Raw genomic sequence first — 16,241 nt, 5'->3', positions numbered from 1 at the left:
CCGGATCGACGTGTCAGGTTACCTGTGTTCGATTGCCTCGCGATCGGCACGGCGCAGTTCGGTCAACCGCCGGTGCACGCGCCGACGGCGGTGTGGATCACGACCATTCGTTCCTTGCTCTAACTCGCCTGCAAAACCAGCTGTTTGGCGGGCGGCGACGGCGGGATCCGGTCCCGCTGCAGCAGCCACGAGGCAATGCTGTGGAACAGCGGCGCGGTCGACCCGCCGCCGCTGCCGTCGGAGCTGCGTACCGGCGCGTCCAGCATCATGCCGATCACGTAACGCGGATTGTCGGCGGGGGCCATGCCCGCGAAGGTGATCCAATAGCGGTCGCTGGAGTAGCAGTGGCACTTGGGATCGACCTGCTGGGCGGTGCCGGTCTTACCGGCGATCTGGTAGCCGTCGATGGCGGCCGGAATGCCGGTGCCGAACTGGTTGCCGCCGTTCGGGTCCTTCTGCACCACGGCCTCGAACATCTGCCGCAGGGTGCGCGCGGTCTGCGGGCTCACCACCTTGACGGGGTCCGGCGACTCCTCCTCGGTGCGGGTGCCGTCGGGCGCGATCCTGGCCTTCACGATGCGCGGCGGAATCCGCACGCCGTCATTGGCGATGGCCTGGTACATGGCGGTCATCTGCAGGGTCGTCATCGAAAGGCCCTGGCCGATGGGCAGGTTGGCGAAGGTGGAGCCGGACCACTGGTCGCGGGCGGGCAGCACGCCCGCGCTCTCGCCGGGCAGGCCGACGCCGGTGCGCTGGCCGATGCCGAACCGCTTGACCATGTCGTACCAGCGGTCCTCGCCGACCCGCTGGGCCAGCATGAGTGTGCCCACGTTCGACGACTTACCGAAGACGCCGGTGGTGGTGTAGGGCGCATTGCCGTGCACCCAGGCGTCGTGCACGGTGACGCCGCCCATACTGATGGCGCCCGGAACATCGAGCACCTCATCGGGATTGGTGACGCCGTACTCGATGGCCGCGGCCGCGGTGACGATCTTGTTCACCGAGCCCGGCTCGAACACCTGCTGCACCGAGGGGTTGCCCAGGTCGGTGCTGGACCAGGTGGCCGGATCCATCGAGGGGTTGAAGGTGTTGTCGTTGGCCATGGCCAGCACCTGGCCGGTGCGCACGTCCAGCACCACCGCCGAGGCCGCGCCCGCGCCCGAGAGGTTCTTGGCCTGCTGCACCTGCTGCTGCACGTAGTACTGGAGGTCGGAGTCCAGGGTCAGCTCCACGCCGGAGCCGTTCACCGCGGGATGGCGATCACGCCACGAGCCGGGAATGACCGCGCCGTCGGAGCCGCGGTCGTAGGTGAGCGAGCCGTCGGTGCCGGCCAGCTGCGCGTCCATCGAGGATTCCAGGCCGATCTGGCCGTGCCCGTCCCAGCCGGTCGCGCCGATCACATTGGCGGCCAGCGATCCTCCGGGATATTGGCGCATGTCCTGGCGTTCCTGCCCGATCTCGGGGAACTTCAGGGTGATGTCGGCGGCGATCCGCGGATCCACATTGCGCACCAGGTAGACGAACGGCTCGTCGCTCTTCAGCTGGGCCAGGATGTCCTTCTCCGGCGCGGCATTGCCGAGCTTCTCGTGCATGTACTTGGCGATGGCAGCCAGCCGATCATCCGGATTCGGCGCGGTCTTCGGATTCTTCTCGTAGGCGTCGGCCAGATCCTTGCGCACCCGCACCGGCTGAAAGCTCAGCTGCTTGGCCGCGATGGTGAACGCCAGCGACTTCCCGTATCGATCGGTGATCGCCCCGCGCGTCGCCGGATCGGCCACCTTCACCGTCCGCTGACTGGCCGCCTCCGCCGACAGCTTCGGCGCGGAAACACTCTGCACCCACAGCAATTGGACGGCCGCCACGGTGAGCGCCACCAGCATCGCCAACCGGCCCACCCCGAACCGGAATCGCGTACTCGAGTCCAGCCCCGGAGCGGGCCGCGGTCTGGACTGCCGCCCCGGCCCCGCACTCGCCCGGCCCGAACCACTCCGGCTGCGGGCGGCGGCAGTGCGCCCCCGCCCGGTGTCGCGCCCGCGCCCCGCGCGAGCAGGACTCACCGGGGCGCTCCGTTCGCCTGGACCTGGGGATTCTGCGGAGCCTGAACTGCCGGAGCGGGATTCGCGCTGGTGGGCGGCGTCGTAGTCGGCGCGGCGGGTGGGGCCGGGGTGGTGGTCACCGGGACGACGCGGTCGGCCTGGGGCTGGCCCGGCTTGGGCGGCTGGGCCGCGGCGGGCGGGGTGGTATTGAGCGGCGGGGCCGGGGTGCCCTGGGCCGGTTGGGGATTGCCGATCACGGTGACCTGGCCGTCGGGGCCGATGACGAGGCGGGCCGGGTCCTTGGCGGGGATCATGCCGAGTTCGGCTGCGCGCTGGGCCAATTCGGGGGCCGAGTCGGCGGCGGCGACCTCGCGTTGCAGGGCGTCGCGCTCGTCGGACAGCTTCTGGTTGGCGCGGCGCTGGTCGCCGAGCTGGTAGGAGTCCTCGGTGGCGCGGGTGGTGAGCAGCAGGGTGAGGGCCAGGCCGCAGCCCAGCAGGGCGATGATGGTGGCCACGAACGACATCCGGCCGCGCGGCATGGCGTCGCTGCGCCGCCCGCGCCGCATGCCGGGCACCTCGGCCGCGCCGCCCGCCCGATTCCGGCGGCGGGCATAAGCTCGTTTCGCCGCACCGGATTTCACCCGTTCGGCGGCCTGCACCCGGCGAGCCCCCCGGCCCGCCGCCTGCTTCTGAATCGTCATAGGGCGGCCCCGAACCGGCGGCTCCCCGCCCGATCGGTGGTGTCCCGCTCCCGGTCCCGGGCTTGCCCGCTCATGTGCCGTCCTCCCCTGCGATCCGTTCCGCCGCCCGCATGCGCACCGGCACCGCGCGCGGGTTGTCCTCGATCTCCTGCTCGGTCGCCTTCTCCGCGCCCCGGGTCAGGATCTTGAATTCCGGTCCCATGCCGGGCAGTTCGACCGGCAGGTCCAGCGGTGTGCGCGAGGCCGACCGCTTGGCCAGCTCGGTCTTCACCACCCGGTCCTCCAGGGACTGATAGCTCATCACCACGATCCGCCCGCCCGGGGCCAGCGCGTCCAGCGCGGCGGGCAGGGCGGCCTCGAGGGATTCCAGCTCACGGTTCACCTCGACGCGCAGCGCCTGGAAGGTGCGCTTGGCGGGATGCCCGCCGGTGCGCCGGGCCGCGGCGGGAATGGTGTCGTAGAGCAGTTCCACCAGCTGCGCGCTGGTGGTGAACGGGGTGCGCTGGCGGCGGCGCACCACCTCGGAGGCGATCTTGCCCGCGAAGCGCTCCTCGCCATAGATTTTCAGTACCCGGGCCAGCTCGCCGTGGCTGTAGGTATTGAGCACGTCGGCGGCGGTGGGGCCGGTGCTGGAGTCCATCCGCATGTCCAGGGGCGCGTCGATGGAGTAGGCGAAGCCGCGCTCGGCCTCGTCCAGCTGCATGGAGGACACACCCAGGTCCATCAGAATCGCGTTGACCGAGGACTTCTCGGGTAGTCCGGCTTGTTCGAGTGCGTGCGCGATGCCGTCATACCTGGTGTGCACCAGGGTGATCCGGTCCTGGAACGGGGATAGTCGCTCCCCGGCCAGCTTCAGCGCCGCGGTATCGCGGTCGAGTCCGACCAGCCGGATGTTCGGATACGTCTGCAAGAAGTATTCGGCGTGCCCGCCCAGGCCCAGGGTGCAGTCCACATAGACCGCGCCTTCGGATTGCAGTGCGGGACCGAGGATTTCATCGGCGCGATGCAGGAGAACCGGAACATGGCGGGGGCCGTCATTGCCTCGGTGCACCTGGACCTCCCGGAATTTCCTGCCTCACGTTCATTCGCACGGCCCCTACAGGGTCGCCGGACGGCCGTACTCGTTTCGAGAACGACCTTCGAATTTGGGCGAATGCCCCGTGGTCTCTGACCGAAGCACCGCACCTGGCGTTGGGGAAGTACGTCAGGGTCGGTGTCGGGCAGAGGCCGCAGGGCACTCGCCTCGCTGCGGGCTAGAAGATCCCGCCCAGCGACTCGTCTCTGGCCTGCGAGTAATCCTCCTCGTGCTCGGCGAGGTAGGAATCCCACGCCGTCTTGTCCCATATCTCGAGGAAGTCGACCGAGCCGATCACCACGCAATCCTTGGAGAGATTGGCGTAGCGGCGGTGTTCGGCCGACAGCATGATCCGGCCCTGTGCGTCCGGACGTTGCTCATCACTGGAAGCCGCCAAGGCCCGGACGAATGCTCGGGCCTGCGGGTTCGATCGGGATGCGGCCGCGGCTCTCCGCGCTAACGCGGTGAACTCGTCCTTGGGGTACACGGCAAGGCTGTGGTCCTGTCCCTTCGTGACCATCAACCCTCCCGCCAGCTCGTCCCGGAACTTCGCAGGCAACGTCAGTCGCCCTTTGTCGTCCAACCGAGGGGTGTAGGTACCGAGAAACAAGCCCCGACACCTCCTACCGGATCACCCTCTCGACTGTTCGGCCTCCTGTAGTGCGCGCTCCACATTACCCCACTTTCCCCCACTTTCAATCGAAAGCGTCGGTGATCTCGGTCCCCGCATGGCGAACTTCGCAGGTCACGCCAGCTATCACCGAGGTGGGGAAGATTTCGTGCAGTTCCCCGACACGCGCGACGCGCGCCGGACGGCGCCCGACAACCGCCAGCAAACCCGCAGATAGCGGGCATAACAGGCGCGCGTGGGGCGCGGTGGGGTGCACCCGTGGGGAGGTGTGGGGAATCATGGAAACCCGCGACACGCCGAACCGGCACCTACACGAAACGCCGTGACGCCACACCCGAAATCGGTGTGGCGTCACGGCGTTTCGCAAGTGTTTCAGTTAGTCGATCATGGTCCGCCGGTCGGCCGCGCCGAAAGCTCTCGGCCGCACGGCAGTCCGTCAACTGTCTTGTTCGAACCTCTTGCGGAAGCGGTCCTCCATCCGGGCGGAGAACCCACCCGGCTTGCGCTGCTTACCGCGGTTGGCGCCGGGAGCGCCGCCCGCGCTGGGGTGCGCGTCGCTGACGCGGCTCGCCGAACCGCTCATGCGGGGGCCACCGATCAGCAACAGGACGCCGGCCGCGAACATGACGATGAAGCCGACCAGACTGATGATCGGGAACCCGCCGGGCTTGAACGGTGCGGCGATACCCGCCACCAATAGGAACAGACCGAGGACGAACAGGGCGGCCGCCTGAAGTCTGCGTCGACCGGTGGCAGAACGTAACCGTCCACCCCGAACAGTCGAGGCGAACTTCGGATCCTCAGCATAGAGCGCGCTCTCGATCTGTTCGAGCATGCGCTGCTCGTGCTCGGAGAGTGGCACGGTACCTCCCCCGGCACTAGGTGGTGGCTGTCGCCTCCGGGTAGACGACGGATAGCCGACCTTGGCGGCTGTCTGCCACCAATAATACGAGTTCGATCAGAGTGCGACCACCTACTCGCCGATACTCACGCCAGCATTCCGGTTACCCACCCTGAACTGGGGCGCAAGCGAGCCGCGGCGGCCAGCAGATCGCCCACGTCATGCAGGAATGCGCCTACCCGCGAAGCGAACTCGTCGGCGCGGCGATCATCGACCGGCCTCGGCAACCCCGCTTCCAGGGCCGCGCGGGTCTCGGATTGGCCGGTGAAATAGTCCGCCCACATCACGAATTCCGGTGCCGCGCGCTGCATCAGGACCCAGGCATTGCGAGAACGCGCGCGGGGCGCGCGGTCTGCTCCGGTCAGAGCCAGCACCGCACCCGCCCCGCGCAGGGCGGCCAGGTAGGCGATGCGGAAGCGCTCGGCCGGGTCTCGCTCCCCCTGGGCCTCGAGCAACAGACCATCCGCCTTGCGCAGTAGGTCGCCGGCGCGGCCGGGATGGCCCGGTCGTTCCGTTTTCCCGCTCATTTCGGGTACCTCCCCACTCGTCCACCGATTCGTCTTCTATAAGGGCATCTGGCCGGCGTGAAGATCGAACAGGTATTCGAAGGTTTCTCGTGAGTTTGAATATAGAGAGACCCACCGACAAGTTGCGGCGTCCGCCGTGGCGCTACTGTCGAATCCATCTGTCCGCGCCAACGGAGAGTTGCGTCCAGCCGATGACCGCAGTCACCCCCAAACCGACACCCGCGCCCGTCGTGGTCGACATGTCGGCCGCGACCCTGCGGCACCGGCTGCACGATGCCCTCGCGGTCTACGTCGCGGCCATGGACTATCCGCGCGGCACCGAGCACCAGCGCGCGCCCATGTGGACCGAGCACACCACCCGGCCCGGCTGGCAGGCCGTGGCCGCGGTGCTGCCCGACGACGACGGGCGGCTGGACCTGCGCACCGCGCCCATCGTGGCCATCGCCTACGGGTATCACGGCGCGCCGCACCAGTGGTGGCATCAGCAGGTGTACAGCGGAATGCGGCGCACCGGGTGGCCCGAACCCGCGGCGCGGGAACTGCTTTCGGACTATTTCGAGCTCACCGAGCTGCACGTGCACCCGGCCGCGCAGGGGCGCGGGCTCGGGGAGATCCTGCTCACCCGGCTATTACAGAACCGGCCCGAGCGCACCGTGCTGCTGTCCACGCCCGAGGTGGATCGGGAGGCGAACCGGGCCTGGCGGCTGTATCGGCGGCAGGGGTTCGGGGATGTGGTGCGGCACTTCATCTTCTCCGGCGACACCCGCCGGTTCGCGGTACTCGGGCGGCGGCTGCCGCTCTGGCCGGAAAAGGCACAGTGAGCGGGAGTTTCGAGTCCCGGACCGTCGCCATTGTCGGATCCGGGCACAATGCGCTGGTCGCGGCCTGCTATCTGGCGCGGGCCGGGCATCGGGTCGAGGTGCTCGAGCGCGACACGGTACTGGGCGGAGCCGTCTCCACCGTCGAGCGATTTCCCGGGCACCAGGTGGATCGGGGATCGTCCGCGCACATCATGATCCGGCACACCGGGATCATCGAGGAACTGGAGCTGGAGCGGTTCGGGCTCCGCTATATCGACTGTGATCCCTGGGCCTTCGCGCCCGCGCCGCCCGGCAGTGACCTGCCGCCCCTCGTTTTCCATCGCGACCTGGACCGGACCTGCGCGTCCATCGCCGCGGCCTGCGGGGAGCGCGACGCCGAAGCGTATCGGCGGTTCGCGAGCGTGTGGGGTCCGCGCAGTGCCCGGGTGATGCGGGCCTTCTCCGGGACGCCGACCGGCGGGCACCTGCTGAAATCGTTCTGGGGCATGGATCCCCGCGAGGCCGCCGGGGCGACCGGGCGCGCCAGCGGCGGGGCGCTCTCACGGGAGATGATGCAGACCGGGGACGCGCTGCTGGACAGCCTCTTCGACAGTGAGCGGCTGAAGGCGGCGCTGGCCTGGTTCGGCGCGCAGTCCGGGCCGCCCATGTCCGAACCCGGGTCCGCGCCCATGGTCGGGTTCGCGGCGCTCATGCACACGCTGCCGCCCGGGCGGGCGGTCGGCGGCAGCGGGGCGTTGAGCGCGGCGCTGGTGGCGCGGCTGGAATCCGACGGCGGCACCGTGAGCGCCGGGGACGCGGTGGTTTCCGTCGCCCGGGACGGGGAGCGCTGGGAAGTGCGCACCGCGAGCGGGCGGAACGTCCACGCGGACAGCGTGATCGCGGGCTGCCACATCCTCACCACCCTGGACCTGTTGGAGCGGGGCGGATTCGACGCCGCCGTGCTCGCCGACTGGCGCCGCCGCATCCGCGTCGGCCCCGGCATCGGCATGGTGGTCCGCGCGGCCACCACCGCCCTCCCCCGCTACCCGGGCGCGACCACCGCCGAATCCGCCCACGGCCTGCAACTTCTCGTGACCGACCGCCGCAAGCTGCGCCGTGCCCACGGTGCGGCCCTGGCGGGCGACCTCCCGCCCCGCCCGGTGGTGCTGGCCATGAGCTTCAGCGCCCTGGACCCGACCATCGCTGCCCCGGGCGAACACCAGCTGACCCTGTGGTCCCAGTGGCACCCCTACAACCTGGCCGACGGCACCGAGTGGTCCGACCACGCCGACCGCGAGGCCGACCGCATCATCGCCGAACTCGACGCCCACGCACCGGGTTTCGCCGCCACCGTGCGCGACCGCCAGGTCCAGACCCCCGCCGACCTGGAACGCGAAATGGGCCTGCTCGGCGGCAATGTCATGCACGTCGAGATGTCCATCGACCAGATGTTCATGTGGCGCCCGCTCCCCGAACTCTCGGGCCAGCGAGTTCCGGGAGCGCCGGGGCTCTATCTCACCGGCGCCTCGACGCATCCGGGCGGCGGCGTGTCCGGCGCGAGCGGCCGCAGCGCGGCCCGGCTGGTCGAGCACGACCTGCGCCCCCGCCGCCTGCTCACGTGGCGGCGATGACCACACGCCATCCCGGAATGGACGGCGAATCGAGCCCGCACCGGTGCGGGTGATGGCCGCGGAGCGGGCGACGGTGGTTTCCGCGGTGCCCGCGATCCTGCTGGTGCTGGTGCAGATCACCTATCCGCTGGCGCACGGGGTGGGGCGGGATCGGGTGACCGTGGTGGTCGTATTGCTTTCGGCGGGGGCCGCTTTGGTGCACGCGGCGGTGACTCGGGGTGTGCGGTGGGCGGCGGGGTTGCTGGTGATCGTTTCGGGGATCGGGCTGGGGGCCGAGGTGCTCGGGACTGCGACCGGGTTTCCGTTCGGTTGCTATGAGTACGCGAGTGGGCGGCTCGGACCCGAGGTGATGGGGGTGCCGCTGGTGGTGGCGCTGGCGTGGACGGGTGGGTTGTATCCGGTGTGGATGGTGGCCGGGATGGTGAGTCGCGGTGTGCGGGGACGGATTTCGCCGGTGGCGGGGCGGGTGGTGCTGACGGCGGCGGGGGCGGTCGGATGGGATTTGTTCCTGGATCCGCAGATGGTCGCGGACGGGCAGTGGAGCTGGCGCTCGACGGTTGCGGGATTGCCCGGGCTGGAGCGGATTCCGGTCACCAACTATGTCGGCTGGTTCGGGGTGGCGGTGGCGATGGCGGTACTGCTGGAGGTGTGGGACCGGACCGCACCCGATACCGGGGCGGGGCGGGCTGTTCCGGTGGCCGTGTTCGGGTGGACGTGGCTGGGGTCGGCGCTGGCGCACGCGGCGTTTCTGGGACTGCCGGTATCGGCCGGGTACGGGTTTCTCGGGCTCGGGGTACTGGGGTTTCCGCTGGTTCGTGAGCTCGGTGCCCGTCGAATCACCCTGCGGCCCCGGGCGCATGGCACGATGTGAGCCGTGCAGCCGAGTCCGATCATGTCGACACCAGAGGAAACGCCCGAGTCAACCCCGGTGCGGCGGCCGCGCCGCCGGGTGCGGATGCTGGCGGTGGTCCTGCTCGCGGGGCTGACCGGATGCCTGCGGGTGCAGGTGTCGATGGGCGTGTCCTCCAATGACCGGGTGTCGGGCCGCATTGTCGCCGCGGCCGTCCCGCAGAACGACAAGGACAAGGGGCCGCAGCTCAAGGCGCCCGACGGGTTGCAGAGCAAGGTCCGGGTGGACTCGTACGCCCAGGACGGATACGTCGGCAGCCAGGTGTATTTCGACGACCTCACCTTCGGCGAGGTGCAGCAGCTGGGCTCGATGTCGGACCAAACCTCGGGCATGTTCAACCTGGTCTTCAGCCGCACCGGCGACCTGGTCACCCTGACCGGCCGGGTGGATCTGAAATCGCTGCCGCCCCAGGGCTCCGACGTGCAGCTGACCGTCGCCTTCCCGGCCCGCGTCGCCACCACCAACGGCACCCGCGAGGGCGACTCCGTGGTGACCTGGAAGCTGCCCGCGGGTGATGTCACCACGCTGCGCGCGGAAGTCGGCTACGCGGACCCGAATACGCGCTCCTTCGCCGGGTGGGCGGGCATTGTCGGCGGCATCACCCTGGCGGTGGCCGCGGTCGTCGCGGTGCTGGCGTACATGACCCGGAATCCCGATCCGCCGGCCTACGTGCGGGCCGCCCGCTGGCTGCGCCCCGATCGCACCCGGCTGCGATGAGCCTGGCCGCCAAGGTGGTGACGGCCGGTAGCGCCGTCGCCGCCGGCGGCGCGGCCATCGCCCTCGCGAACAGATTGAGCCTGCGGCGACTGCGGCCCGCCGAGCACGAGATCACCGAGCCGGTCACCGTGCTGATCCCGGCCCGCGACGAGGCCGACCGCCTGCCCGCCCTGATCGCCGATCTGCGCGCCCAGCGCGGCATCGCCGACCTGGGCGTCATCATCCTCGACGACGGCTCCACCGACGGCACCTCCGCGGCCGCGCAGGCCGCCATCGGCGGGGACGAGCGATTCTTCCTGTCCCGCAACGATATCGAGCCGCCGCCGGGCTGGACCGGCAAGACCGCCGCCTGCGCGCGACTGGCCGAGCTGGCCTCCGGCGAGGACGTGCTGATCTTCCTCGACGCCGATATCCGGCTGTCCCCGGACGCGCTGGCCGCGGCCGTGCGCGAATTGCGTTCGGCGCGTGCGGCACTGGTCTGCCCGTGGCCCCGGCAACTCGCCGCCTCCCCGGCCGAACGCCTGGTGCAACCGCTGCTCGGCTGGTCATGGGCCTCGACGCTGCCGGTGGCACTGGCGAATCGGACCCGCCTCCCGTCCATGGCCGTGGCCTGCGGCCAGTTCCTGGTCTTCGACGCCGCCGCCTATCGCGCGATCAGCGGCCACGAACCCGTCGCGGACCGCGTGACCGAAGACCTGGCCATCGCCCGCGAACTGCGACGCAGCGGGCGGCGCACCACCCTGGTCGCGGCCGGGCCCATGGCGCGGACCCGCATGTACCGCGACGCGACCGAGCTCACCGAGGGTTACACCCGCTGGTTGTGGTCGGCCTACGGCGGGCCGGCCGGGAGCCTCGCGGTCGGATCCATTGCAGCCCTGGCCTTCTGGGCTCCGCCGCTGGCCGCACTGTTCGGGCGCGGGCGACTGCGGGGAGCCGGGCTGCTCGGCTACGGCGCGGGGGTCACCGCCCGCCTGCTGGCCCGCTCGACCGAGAACGGCGGACCCATCGACGGCGCGGATGTCGGTGCGGCCCTGGCGCATCCACTCTCCGTCGCCGCCTACCTGGCGCTGTCGATCCGCTCACACCGGGTGCGGGGCCGGAACCGCTTGCGCTGGAAGGGCCGACCCGTCGGGGCCACCGGCCCGGGTGTCGGAACACACTGACCCTGGAGCGTATCGGCCTCGAGGCGCACTGATCTCGGCGAACCCGGTTACGGAACCGGAGTCATTCCCACGGTGGGCAGGAACAGGCAGGTGGTCGCCCCATTGCGGACCGTGCCGAACATGGCGGCCAGGACGGTGCCGGAGCCGGTGTTGACCGGGACCGCGCGCACGCCGCCGGATGGAAGGGCGGCGGTGAAGTAGTCGCGGACGGCCTGTTCGACCATGGGGCGCAACTCGTTCGGGACCTGGGGCGGGATCATGGCATTGAGCACCTGGCTGAGGGGGCCCATGGGAACCAGGCCACCGCGACCGGTGGTGAGGTTGAACCACGCGACCTGCATGCCGGAGGTGTCCGCGCCGTCGGGGTTGATGCCGTAGGGGACGAACGCGAACATGGTCTGCCCCGCCTTCACCGCCGAAAGGTCCAGGCCGGGAATGGAAATCGCGTAGCGGGGCCACGGGCCGGGGACGGTGCCCGCCACCGCCGGAGCCAGGCCGAGGGTGGTGCCGCCGAGACAGAACGGGGCGGCGGTCGGGTAGAGGAACGGCTGAATGCCCAGTGCCTGTAGGCCGTTGACCGTCTGACCGTAGGCGGAGAGCCAGTCGGACGGGGCGGCGGTATCGGATCCGGCGAAGGCATTGCCCAGGGTCGTGATCGCCGCCAGGGCCGCCGCGGCGTCCTTGGTCGCGGGGGCGGCCGGGGCGATCCGCACCGGATCGCCGGAGCCGTTGCGCACCGGATCGGCGGGAGCCGCGGATGCCGGGCCCGCCAGGGTTGCCGGACCGGCGGCGGCGAGTACCGCGCAGACGCCGACGGCGCCTGCGACACGGACGAGGTGGTGGAACAAGGACATGGGTGGCTCCCCTCGAGGTCACGAGTCGAGGGGAACGCTACTCCGCTGACCAGTGCAAACCGGACATTTCATTCGGTATGCCGGTCACTTGTTCAGGCTGGGGCCGGACCTTTTCAGACCGTGGCGGGTGCGGGCGACATCGAGTAGCCCAGGTTCGCCAGCACTTCGCCGGTGGCCTTGGCGAAATTCAGGGTGATGAAATGCAGGCAGGGCGCACCCTCGGCGATGAGGCGTTCGGCGATCTCGGTGGCGATCTCGATGCCGACCTCGCGGACCGCGGCGCGATTCTCCTCCGGACCGTCACCGGCGGCCTTGTGCAGGCGCTCCATCACCTTCGGCGGCAGCGGCCGCCCGCACAGCTCCACCGCGCGCTCCACGGTGCGCAGCGAGGTGATCGGCATGAGCTCGGGAATGATCGGCTTGGCGCCTTCGACCGGGTCGCAGGCGATGGCGCGATCGCGCAGCCGCAGGTAGTGCTCGGGGTCGAAGAACATCTGGGTGATCGAATACTCCGCGCCCGCACGCAGTTTCGCGACCAGGAAGTTGGTGTCGTCCTCGAGGTTGGCCGAGCGCGGATGCCCCTGCGGGAACGAGGCCACTCCTACATGGAAGTCGCCCAGCTCGCGCACCATGCGGACCAGATCCTCGGCGTACTCGACGCCCTCGGGATGTTTGACCCACTCCCCCAGCACATCGCCCGGCGGATCCCCGCGCAGCACCAGCAGATTCCGGATGCCCGAGTCGGCGTACGCGCCGACGATCGAACGCAACTCGGCCACCGAGTGATCGACCGCGGTCAGGTGCGCGACCGTCAGCAGCGTGGTCTCGCGCGCCAGCTGCCCGGTGATCCGGATGGTGCGATCGCGGGTGGACCCGCCCGCGCCGTAGGTCATCGACACGAATGCCGGATGCAGCCGCTCGAATTCGCGCGCGGCCCGCCACAGCCGCGCCTCACCGGCGGCGTCGCGCGGCGGATTGAACTCGACCGAGAACGGAATCGACCCGTCGGGACGCGGGCCCAACTGCTGGACCACCGAACGAGTTCCGGACACTCGCGGTGTGCGGGAAACTCGGCCAGGGGTCGAATATCCCCGTACATTGTCGAAACTCACGCCGACATTTTACGGGTCGCGACCGGCTCCCGAACCCCACCCCGCGCCTATCCCAGCAGGTGGGACCCGATTCACCTCAACCTGCTCCCCACCGTTCGCCGGCAGACATTCGCGCGGGGCGGCGCGGAGGGGGACTGCCGCGGGACCGGTCACGCCGGACCGGGGCAGGGATGCGACCGATTCCCGGGGGTGGGTGGGAGCTGGGTATTGTCGGGGGCGAATCCCGCGCGCGGGCTTGTGCGGTTCGCGATGGGGTCGGTTGCCCGGGGGAAGCCGACCAGCGGGGCGCTGCCATCGCCGCAGTACGGCACTCACCGAGGAGGCTCCCCTGTCCGCCGGACCTGGTACCCCGACCCGCCACGCGGTCGGCGCGGGATCGCTCGTCGCCGCCGTGGAGGAACGTCTCAACGCCTTCTTCGTGACGCGCGGACCGATCGTGGAACCGCTCGGGCCGGTGTTCGTGGACGCGGCGCGGGCGCTGCAGGACTTCGTGATCCGGGGCGGCAAACGCACCCGGCCCTCGTTCGCGTGGACCGGCTGGCTGGGCGCGGGGCGCAGCGCCGAGGACGCGGACGCCGACGCGGTGCTCACCGCCTGCTCGGCGCTGGAGCTGGTGCAGGCGTGTGCGCTGATTCACGACGACATCATCGATTCCTCGCGCACCCGGCGCGGCTTCCCGACCGTGCACGTGGATTACGAACAGCGGCACCGGGATCGGCGCTGGCGCGGTGACGCGGCCCACTACGGGGAGAGCGTCGCCGTACTGATCGGGGATCTGGCCCTGGCCTGGGCCGACGATATGACCCGCGACGCCGGGCTGCCCGCCGACGCCGCCGCCCGCTTCGCCCCGGTGTGGGCGGCCATGCGCACCGAGGTGCTGGGCGGGCAGCTGCTCGACATCTACGGCGAGTCCGCCGGGGACGAGACCGTCGAGGCGGCGCTGCGCATCAACCGCTACAAGACCGCGGCCTACACCATCGAGCGCCCGCTGCACCTGGGCGCGGCCCTGGCCGACGCCTCCCCCGAACTCGTCGCCGCCTACCGGGAATTCGGCACCGATATCGGCATCGCCTTCCAGCTGCGCGACGACCTGCTCGGCGTCTTCGGCGACCCGGCCGTCACCGGCAAACCCTCGGGCGACGACCTGCGCGAGGGCAAGCGCACCGTCCTCATCGCCGAGGCCCTGCAGCGCGCCGACGCCGACGCCCCAGCCGTCGCCGACCTCGTCCGCTCCAGCCTCGGCACCGACGTCACCCCGGACCGGGTCGCCGAATTGCGCACGGCCATCACCGAACTCGGCGCGGTGGACGCGGTGGAGAAGCGCATCGCCGCACTCACCGACCAGGCGCTCACCGCCCTGGACGCGAGCACCGCGACCCCGGAGGCGAAGCGGCAACTGCGCGCCATGGCCTTGGCGGCCACCGCGCGCTCCTACTGAGCGTCCGGGCGGAAGCTCACCCCGTCGATCCGGCGCGCTCGGCCGAAAGCACGCCGGGATGACGAGGAACACAGCGGGATGACGAGGACTGGCATGAGGGAAGCGGGTGGCGTGGCATGAGAACCGTTGCGGGGCCGAGTGATCGGGTGGTCGTGGTGGGCGCGGGGTTGTCCGGGCTGACGGCGGCGCTGTATCTGGTGGCGGCGGGGCGGCAGGTCACCGTGCTGGAGCGGGACGATCGGCCGGGCGGGCGGGTCGGGTCGTACAGCGGGCCGGACTACGAGATCGATTCCGGGGCAACGATTCTCACGCTGCCGGAACTGATCGACGAGGCACTCGGGATGGTCGGGCAGACCCGCGAGTCGGTAGGGCTGCGAATTCTCGACATGGCACCGGCGTACCGGGCGCGGTTCGCCGACGGGCCGGTGGTCGGGGTCTACTCGGATCCGGAGCGGATGGCCGACGAGGTGGCGCGGGTGCGCGGGCCGGGCGCGGCGCGGCGGTATCGGCGACTACGCGGCTGGCTGCGGGAGGTGTACGAGGCCGAGTTCGGGCAGTTCATGGACACCAACTTCGACTCACCGCTGGACATGGTGCGGATTCCCGAGAAGCGGGTGGCGCTGGCGAAGCTGGTGCGGCTGGGCGCCTTCGGGCGGCTCGGCCCGAAAGTCGGCGCGATCATGCGGGATTCGCAGCTCGCGCGGCTGTTCAGCTTCCAGGCCCTGTTCGCGGGCATGGCTCCGAACCAGGCGCTGGGGGTCTACGGCGCGATTCCCTATATGGATACCTGCCTGGGCGTCTACTACCCCGAGGGCGGCATGCGCGCGATCGCCGCGGCCCTGGGCCGCGCGCTCACGGCCGCGGGCGGATCACTCGAACTCGACGCCGACGTGATCGGCATCGACTACGCGGGCAAGCGCGCCACCGCCGTGCGAACCGCCGACGGCCGCGTGTTCGACTGCGACGCCGTCGTGGTGACCGCCGATATCGGCTCGCTGCCGCGCTTCGGCCTGCGGCATCGGCGCGGACTGCGCGCCTCGCCGTCGGCGGTGGTGGCGCACGGCACGATTCCGGCCGAGGTGACCCGGGCGTGGCCGGTGCACGCCCACCACACCATCGATTTCGGCCGGGACTGGGACCGCACCTTCAGCGAGATCGCCGCCCGGCCCGGCCGCGGCCGCCTCATGAGCGATCCGTCACTGCTGCTCACCCGGCCCGCGCTCACCGATCCCTCGCTCTACATCGATCGTGCCGAACAGCACATCGACGCGGCCGGGCATCTTCGCGACACCGTCCGCTACGAGCCACTCTCGCTGCTGGCCCCGTGCCCGAACCTGGCTGCCGCACCGTTCGGCTGGGACCAGCTCACCCCCTTCTACCTGCGCGAACTCCTGCAAACCCTGGAAGAGCGCGGCTACCAGGGCATTTCGGAGCACTTCCGGATCGACCACGTGGACACCCCGCGCACCTGGAAGTCGAAGGGCATGCTCGCGGGCACCCCGTTCTCGGCCGCGCACCTGTTCCGCCAGACCGGCCCCTTCCGCACCCGAAACCTGGTGCGGGGCCGCGCGAATGTCGTTCTCGCAGGCTCGGGGACCGTGCCCGGCGTCGGCGTGCCGACCGTGCTGTTGTCCGGGAAACTGGCGGCCGCGCGGATAACCGGCGATATGCGACATGCCGGGCGCCGGACACTTGACACCGGGGCGGTGGACCCGGCGCACACGCACTAGACTGACCGCGTCCTG

The 16,241-nt window shown here is 70.5% G+C and carries 15 protein-coding genes; 7 read left to right on the top strand and 8 right to left on the bottom strand.

Features of this window, described 5'->3' with window-relative positions; genetic code table 11:
• Window positions 1-119: 119 nt before the first annotated feature.
• The 6 genes from NS2_RS04355 to NS2_RS04330 form a co-directional block, all read right to left on the bottom strand.
• Window positions 120-1,880 carry a peptidoglycan D,D-transpeptidase FtsI family protein gene (locus NS2_RS04355; RefSeq protein WP_033085806.1) on the bottom strand — a complete coding sequence of 587 codons (1,761 nt, stop codon included), beginning with the start codon at window positions 1,878-1,880 and terminating at the stop codon, window positions 120-122.
• Window positions 1,881-2,053: 173 nt separating this feature from the next.
• Entirely contained in the window at window positions 2,054-2,737 is a 684-nt protein-coding gene (gene ftsL, locus NS2_RS04350) for a cell division protein FtsL (RefSeq protein WP_063876855.1), read from the bottom strand.
• A 70-nt stretch (window positions 2,738-2,807) separates the two neighbouring features.
• A complete protein-coding gene (gene rsmH, locus NS2_RS04345; protein WP_033085807.1) occupies window positions 2,808-3,788 on the bottom strand; it encodes a 16S rRNA (cytosine(1402)-N(4))-methyltransferase RsmH in 981 nt (326 codons plus the stop codon).
• A gap of 202 nt (window positions 3,789-3,990) precedes the next feature.
• Window positions 3,991-4,422 carry a division/cell wall cluster transcriptional repressor MraZ gene (mraZ, locus tag NS2_RS04340; RefSeq protein ID WP_033085808.1) on the bottom strand — a complete coding sequence of 144 codons (432 nt, stop codon included), beginning with the start codon at window positions 4,420-4,422 and terminating at the stop codon, window positions 3,991-3,993.
• A 457-nt stretch (window positions 4,423-4,879) separates the two neighbouring features.
• Window positions 4,880-5,305: an SCO2097 family morphological protein gene (locus NS2_RS04335; RefSeq protein ID WP_033085809.1), complete on the bottom strand. Its 426-nt coding sequence runs from the start codon at window positions 5,303-5,305 to the stop codon at window positions 4,880-4,882.
• Window positions 5,306-5,430: 125 nt separating this feature from the next.
• On the bottom strand, window positions 5,431-5,871 hold the full coding sequence (locus NS2_RS04330) for an SAV_6107 family HEPN domain-containing protein (protein WP_033085810.1): 441 nt from the start codon (window positions 5,869-5,871) through the stop codon (window positions 5,431-5,433).
• 191 nt (window positions 5,872-6,062) lie between these two features.
• Between NS2_RS04330 and NS2_RS04325 the strand changes: the two genes are divergently transcribed.
• Genes NS2_RS04325 through NS2_RS04305 form a run of 5 tightly spaced genes read left to right on the top strand, consistent with a single transcriptional unit; the run spans window position 6,063 to window position 11,092 of the window.
• Window positions 6,063-6,692 carry a GNAT family N-acetyltransferase gene (locus tag NS2_RS04325; protein ID WP_033085811.1) on the top strand — a complete coding sequence of 210 codons (630 nt, stop codon included), beginning with the start codon at window positions 6,063-6,065 and terminating at the stop codon, window positions 6,690-6,692.
• Complete coding sequence (locus NS2_RS04320; RefSeq protein ID WP_172416791.1) at window positions 6,689-8,302, top strand: phytoene desaturase family protein; 1,614 nt, start codon at window positions 6,689-6,691, stop codon at window positions 8,300-8,302. Before NS2_RS04325 ends, NS2_RS04320 begins: the two co-directional genes overlap by 4 nt.
• Window positions 8,303-8,354: 52 nt before the next feature.
• Window positions 8,355-9,173, top strand: coding sequence for a carotenoid biosynthesis protein (locus tag NS2_RS04315; protein WP_081985647.1), 819 nt, complete (start codon window positions 8,355-8,357; stop codon window positions 9,171-9,173).
• Between the two features lie 21 nt (window positions 9,174-9,194).
• Entirely contained in the window at window positions 9,195-9,929 is a 735-nt protein-coding gene (locus NS2_RS04310; protein WP_045436703.1) for an LppM family (lipo)protein, read from the top strand.
• Entirely contained in the window at window positions 9,926-11,092 is a 1,167-nt protein-coding gene (locus tag NS2_RS04305) for a glycosyltransferase family 2 protein (RefSeq protein WP_033085812.1), read from the top strand. The genes NS2_RS04310 and NS2_RS04305 overlap by 4 nt, the downstream gene beginning before the upstream one ends.
• A gap of 47 nt (window positions 11,093-11,139) precedes the next feature.
• On the opposite strand, the gene NS2_RS04300 is transcribed toward NS2_RS04305, so the two are convergent.
• Together NS2_RS04300 and NS2_RS04295 are read right to left on the bottom strand one after the other, a co-directional pair.
• A complete protein-coding gene (locus NS2_RS04300; protein WP_033085813.1) occupies window positions 11,140-11,946 on the bottom strand; it encodes a hypothetical protein in 807 nt (268 codons plus the stop codon).
• A gap of 113 nt (window positions 11,947-12,059) precedes the next feature.
• A complete protein-coding gene (locus NS2_RS04295; protein ID WP_071811994.1) occupies window positions 12,060-13,058 on the bottom strand; it encodes a methylenetetrahydrofolate reductase in 999 nt (332 codons plus the stop codon).
• A gap of 259 nt (window positions 13,059-13,317) precedes the next feature.
• On the opposite strand from NS2_RS04295, the gene NS2_RS04290 reads away from it, so the two are divergent.
• Window positions 13,318-14,496, top strand: a complete 1,179-nt coding sequence (locus NS2_RS04290; RefSeq protein WP_370737283.1) for a polyprenyl synthetase family protein — start codon at window positions 13,318-13,320, stop codon at window positions 14,494-14,496.
• 116 nt (window positions 14,497-14,612) lie between these two features.
• The gene (gene crtI, locus NS2_RS04285) at window positions 14,613-16,226 is read left to right on the top strand and encodes a phytoene desaturase family protein (RefSeq protein ID WP_033085815.1); all 1,614 of its coding nucleotides are present in this window, start codon (window positions 14,613-14,615) and stop codon (window positions 16,224-16,226) included.
• Window positions 16,227-16,241: the final 15 nt, after the last annotated feature.

The sequence above is a fragment of the Nocardia seriolae NBRC 15557 genome (assembly GCF_007990715.1).
Classification (GTDB): domain Bacteria; phylum Actinomycetota; class Actinomycetes; order Mycobacteriales; family Mycobacteriaceae; genus Nocardia; species Nocardia seriolae.
This window is presented reverse-complemented; position numbering and strand designations above follow the sequence as displayed.

What these genes read in the sequence shown, in the direction of transcription:
- NS2_RS04355 (WP_033085806.1), bottom strand. Translation starts at nt 1,880, where the DNA reads ATGCTGGTGGCGCTCACCGTGGCGGCCGTCCAATTGCTGTGGGTGCAG.
- ftsL (WP_063876855.1), bottom strand. Translation starts at nt 2,737, where the DNA reads ATGACGATTCAGAAGCAGGCGGCGGGCCGGGGGGCTCGCCGGGTGCAG.
- NS2_RS04330 (WP_033085810.1), bottom strand. Translation starts at nt 5,871, where the DNA reads ATGAGCGGGAAAACGGAACGACCGGGCCATCCCGGCCGCGCCGGCGAC.
- NS2_RS04325 (WP_033085811.1), top strand. Translation starts at nt 6,063, where the DNA reads ATGACCGCAGTCACCCCCAAACCGACACCCGCGCCCGTCGTGGTCGAC.
- NS2_RS04315 (WP_081985647.1), top strand. Translation starts at nt 8,355, where the DNA reads ATGGCCGCGGAGCGGGCGACGGTGGTTTCCGCGGTGCCCGCGATCCTG.
- NS2_RS04310 (WP_045436703.1), top strand. Translation starts at nt 9,195, where the DNA reads ATGTCGACACCAGAGGAAACGCCCGAGTCAACCCCGGTGCGGCGGCCG.
- NS2_RS04305 (WP_033085812.1), top strand. Translation starts at nt 9,926, where the DNA reads ATGAGCCTGGCCGCCAAGGTGGTGACGGCCGGTAGCGCCGTCGCCGCC.
- NS2_RS04300 (WP_033085813.1), bottom strand. Translation starts at nt 11,946, where the DNA reads ATGTCCTTGTTCCACCACCTCGTCCGTGTCGCAGGCGCCGTCGGCGTC.
- crtI (WP_033085815.1), top strand. Translation starts at nt 14,613, where the DNA reads ATGAGAACCGTTGCGGGGCCGAGTGATCGGGTGGTCGTGGTGGGCGCG.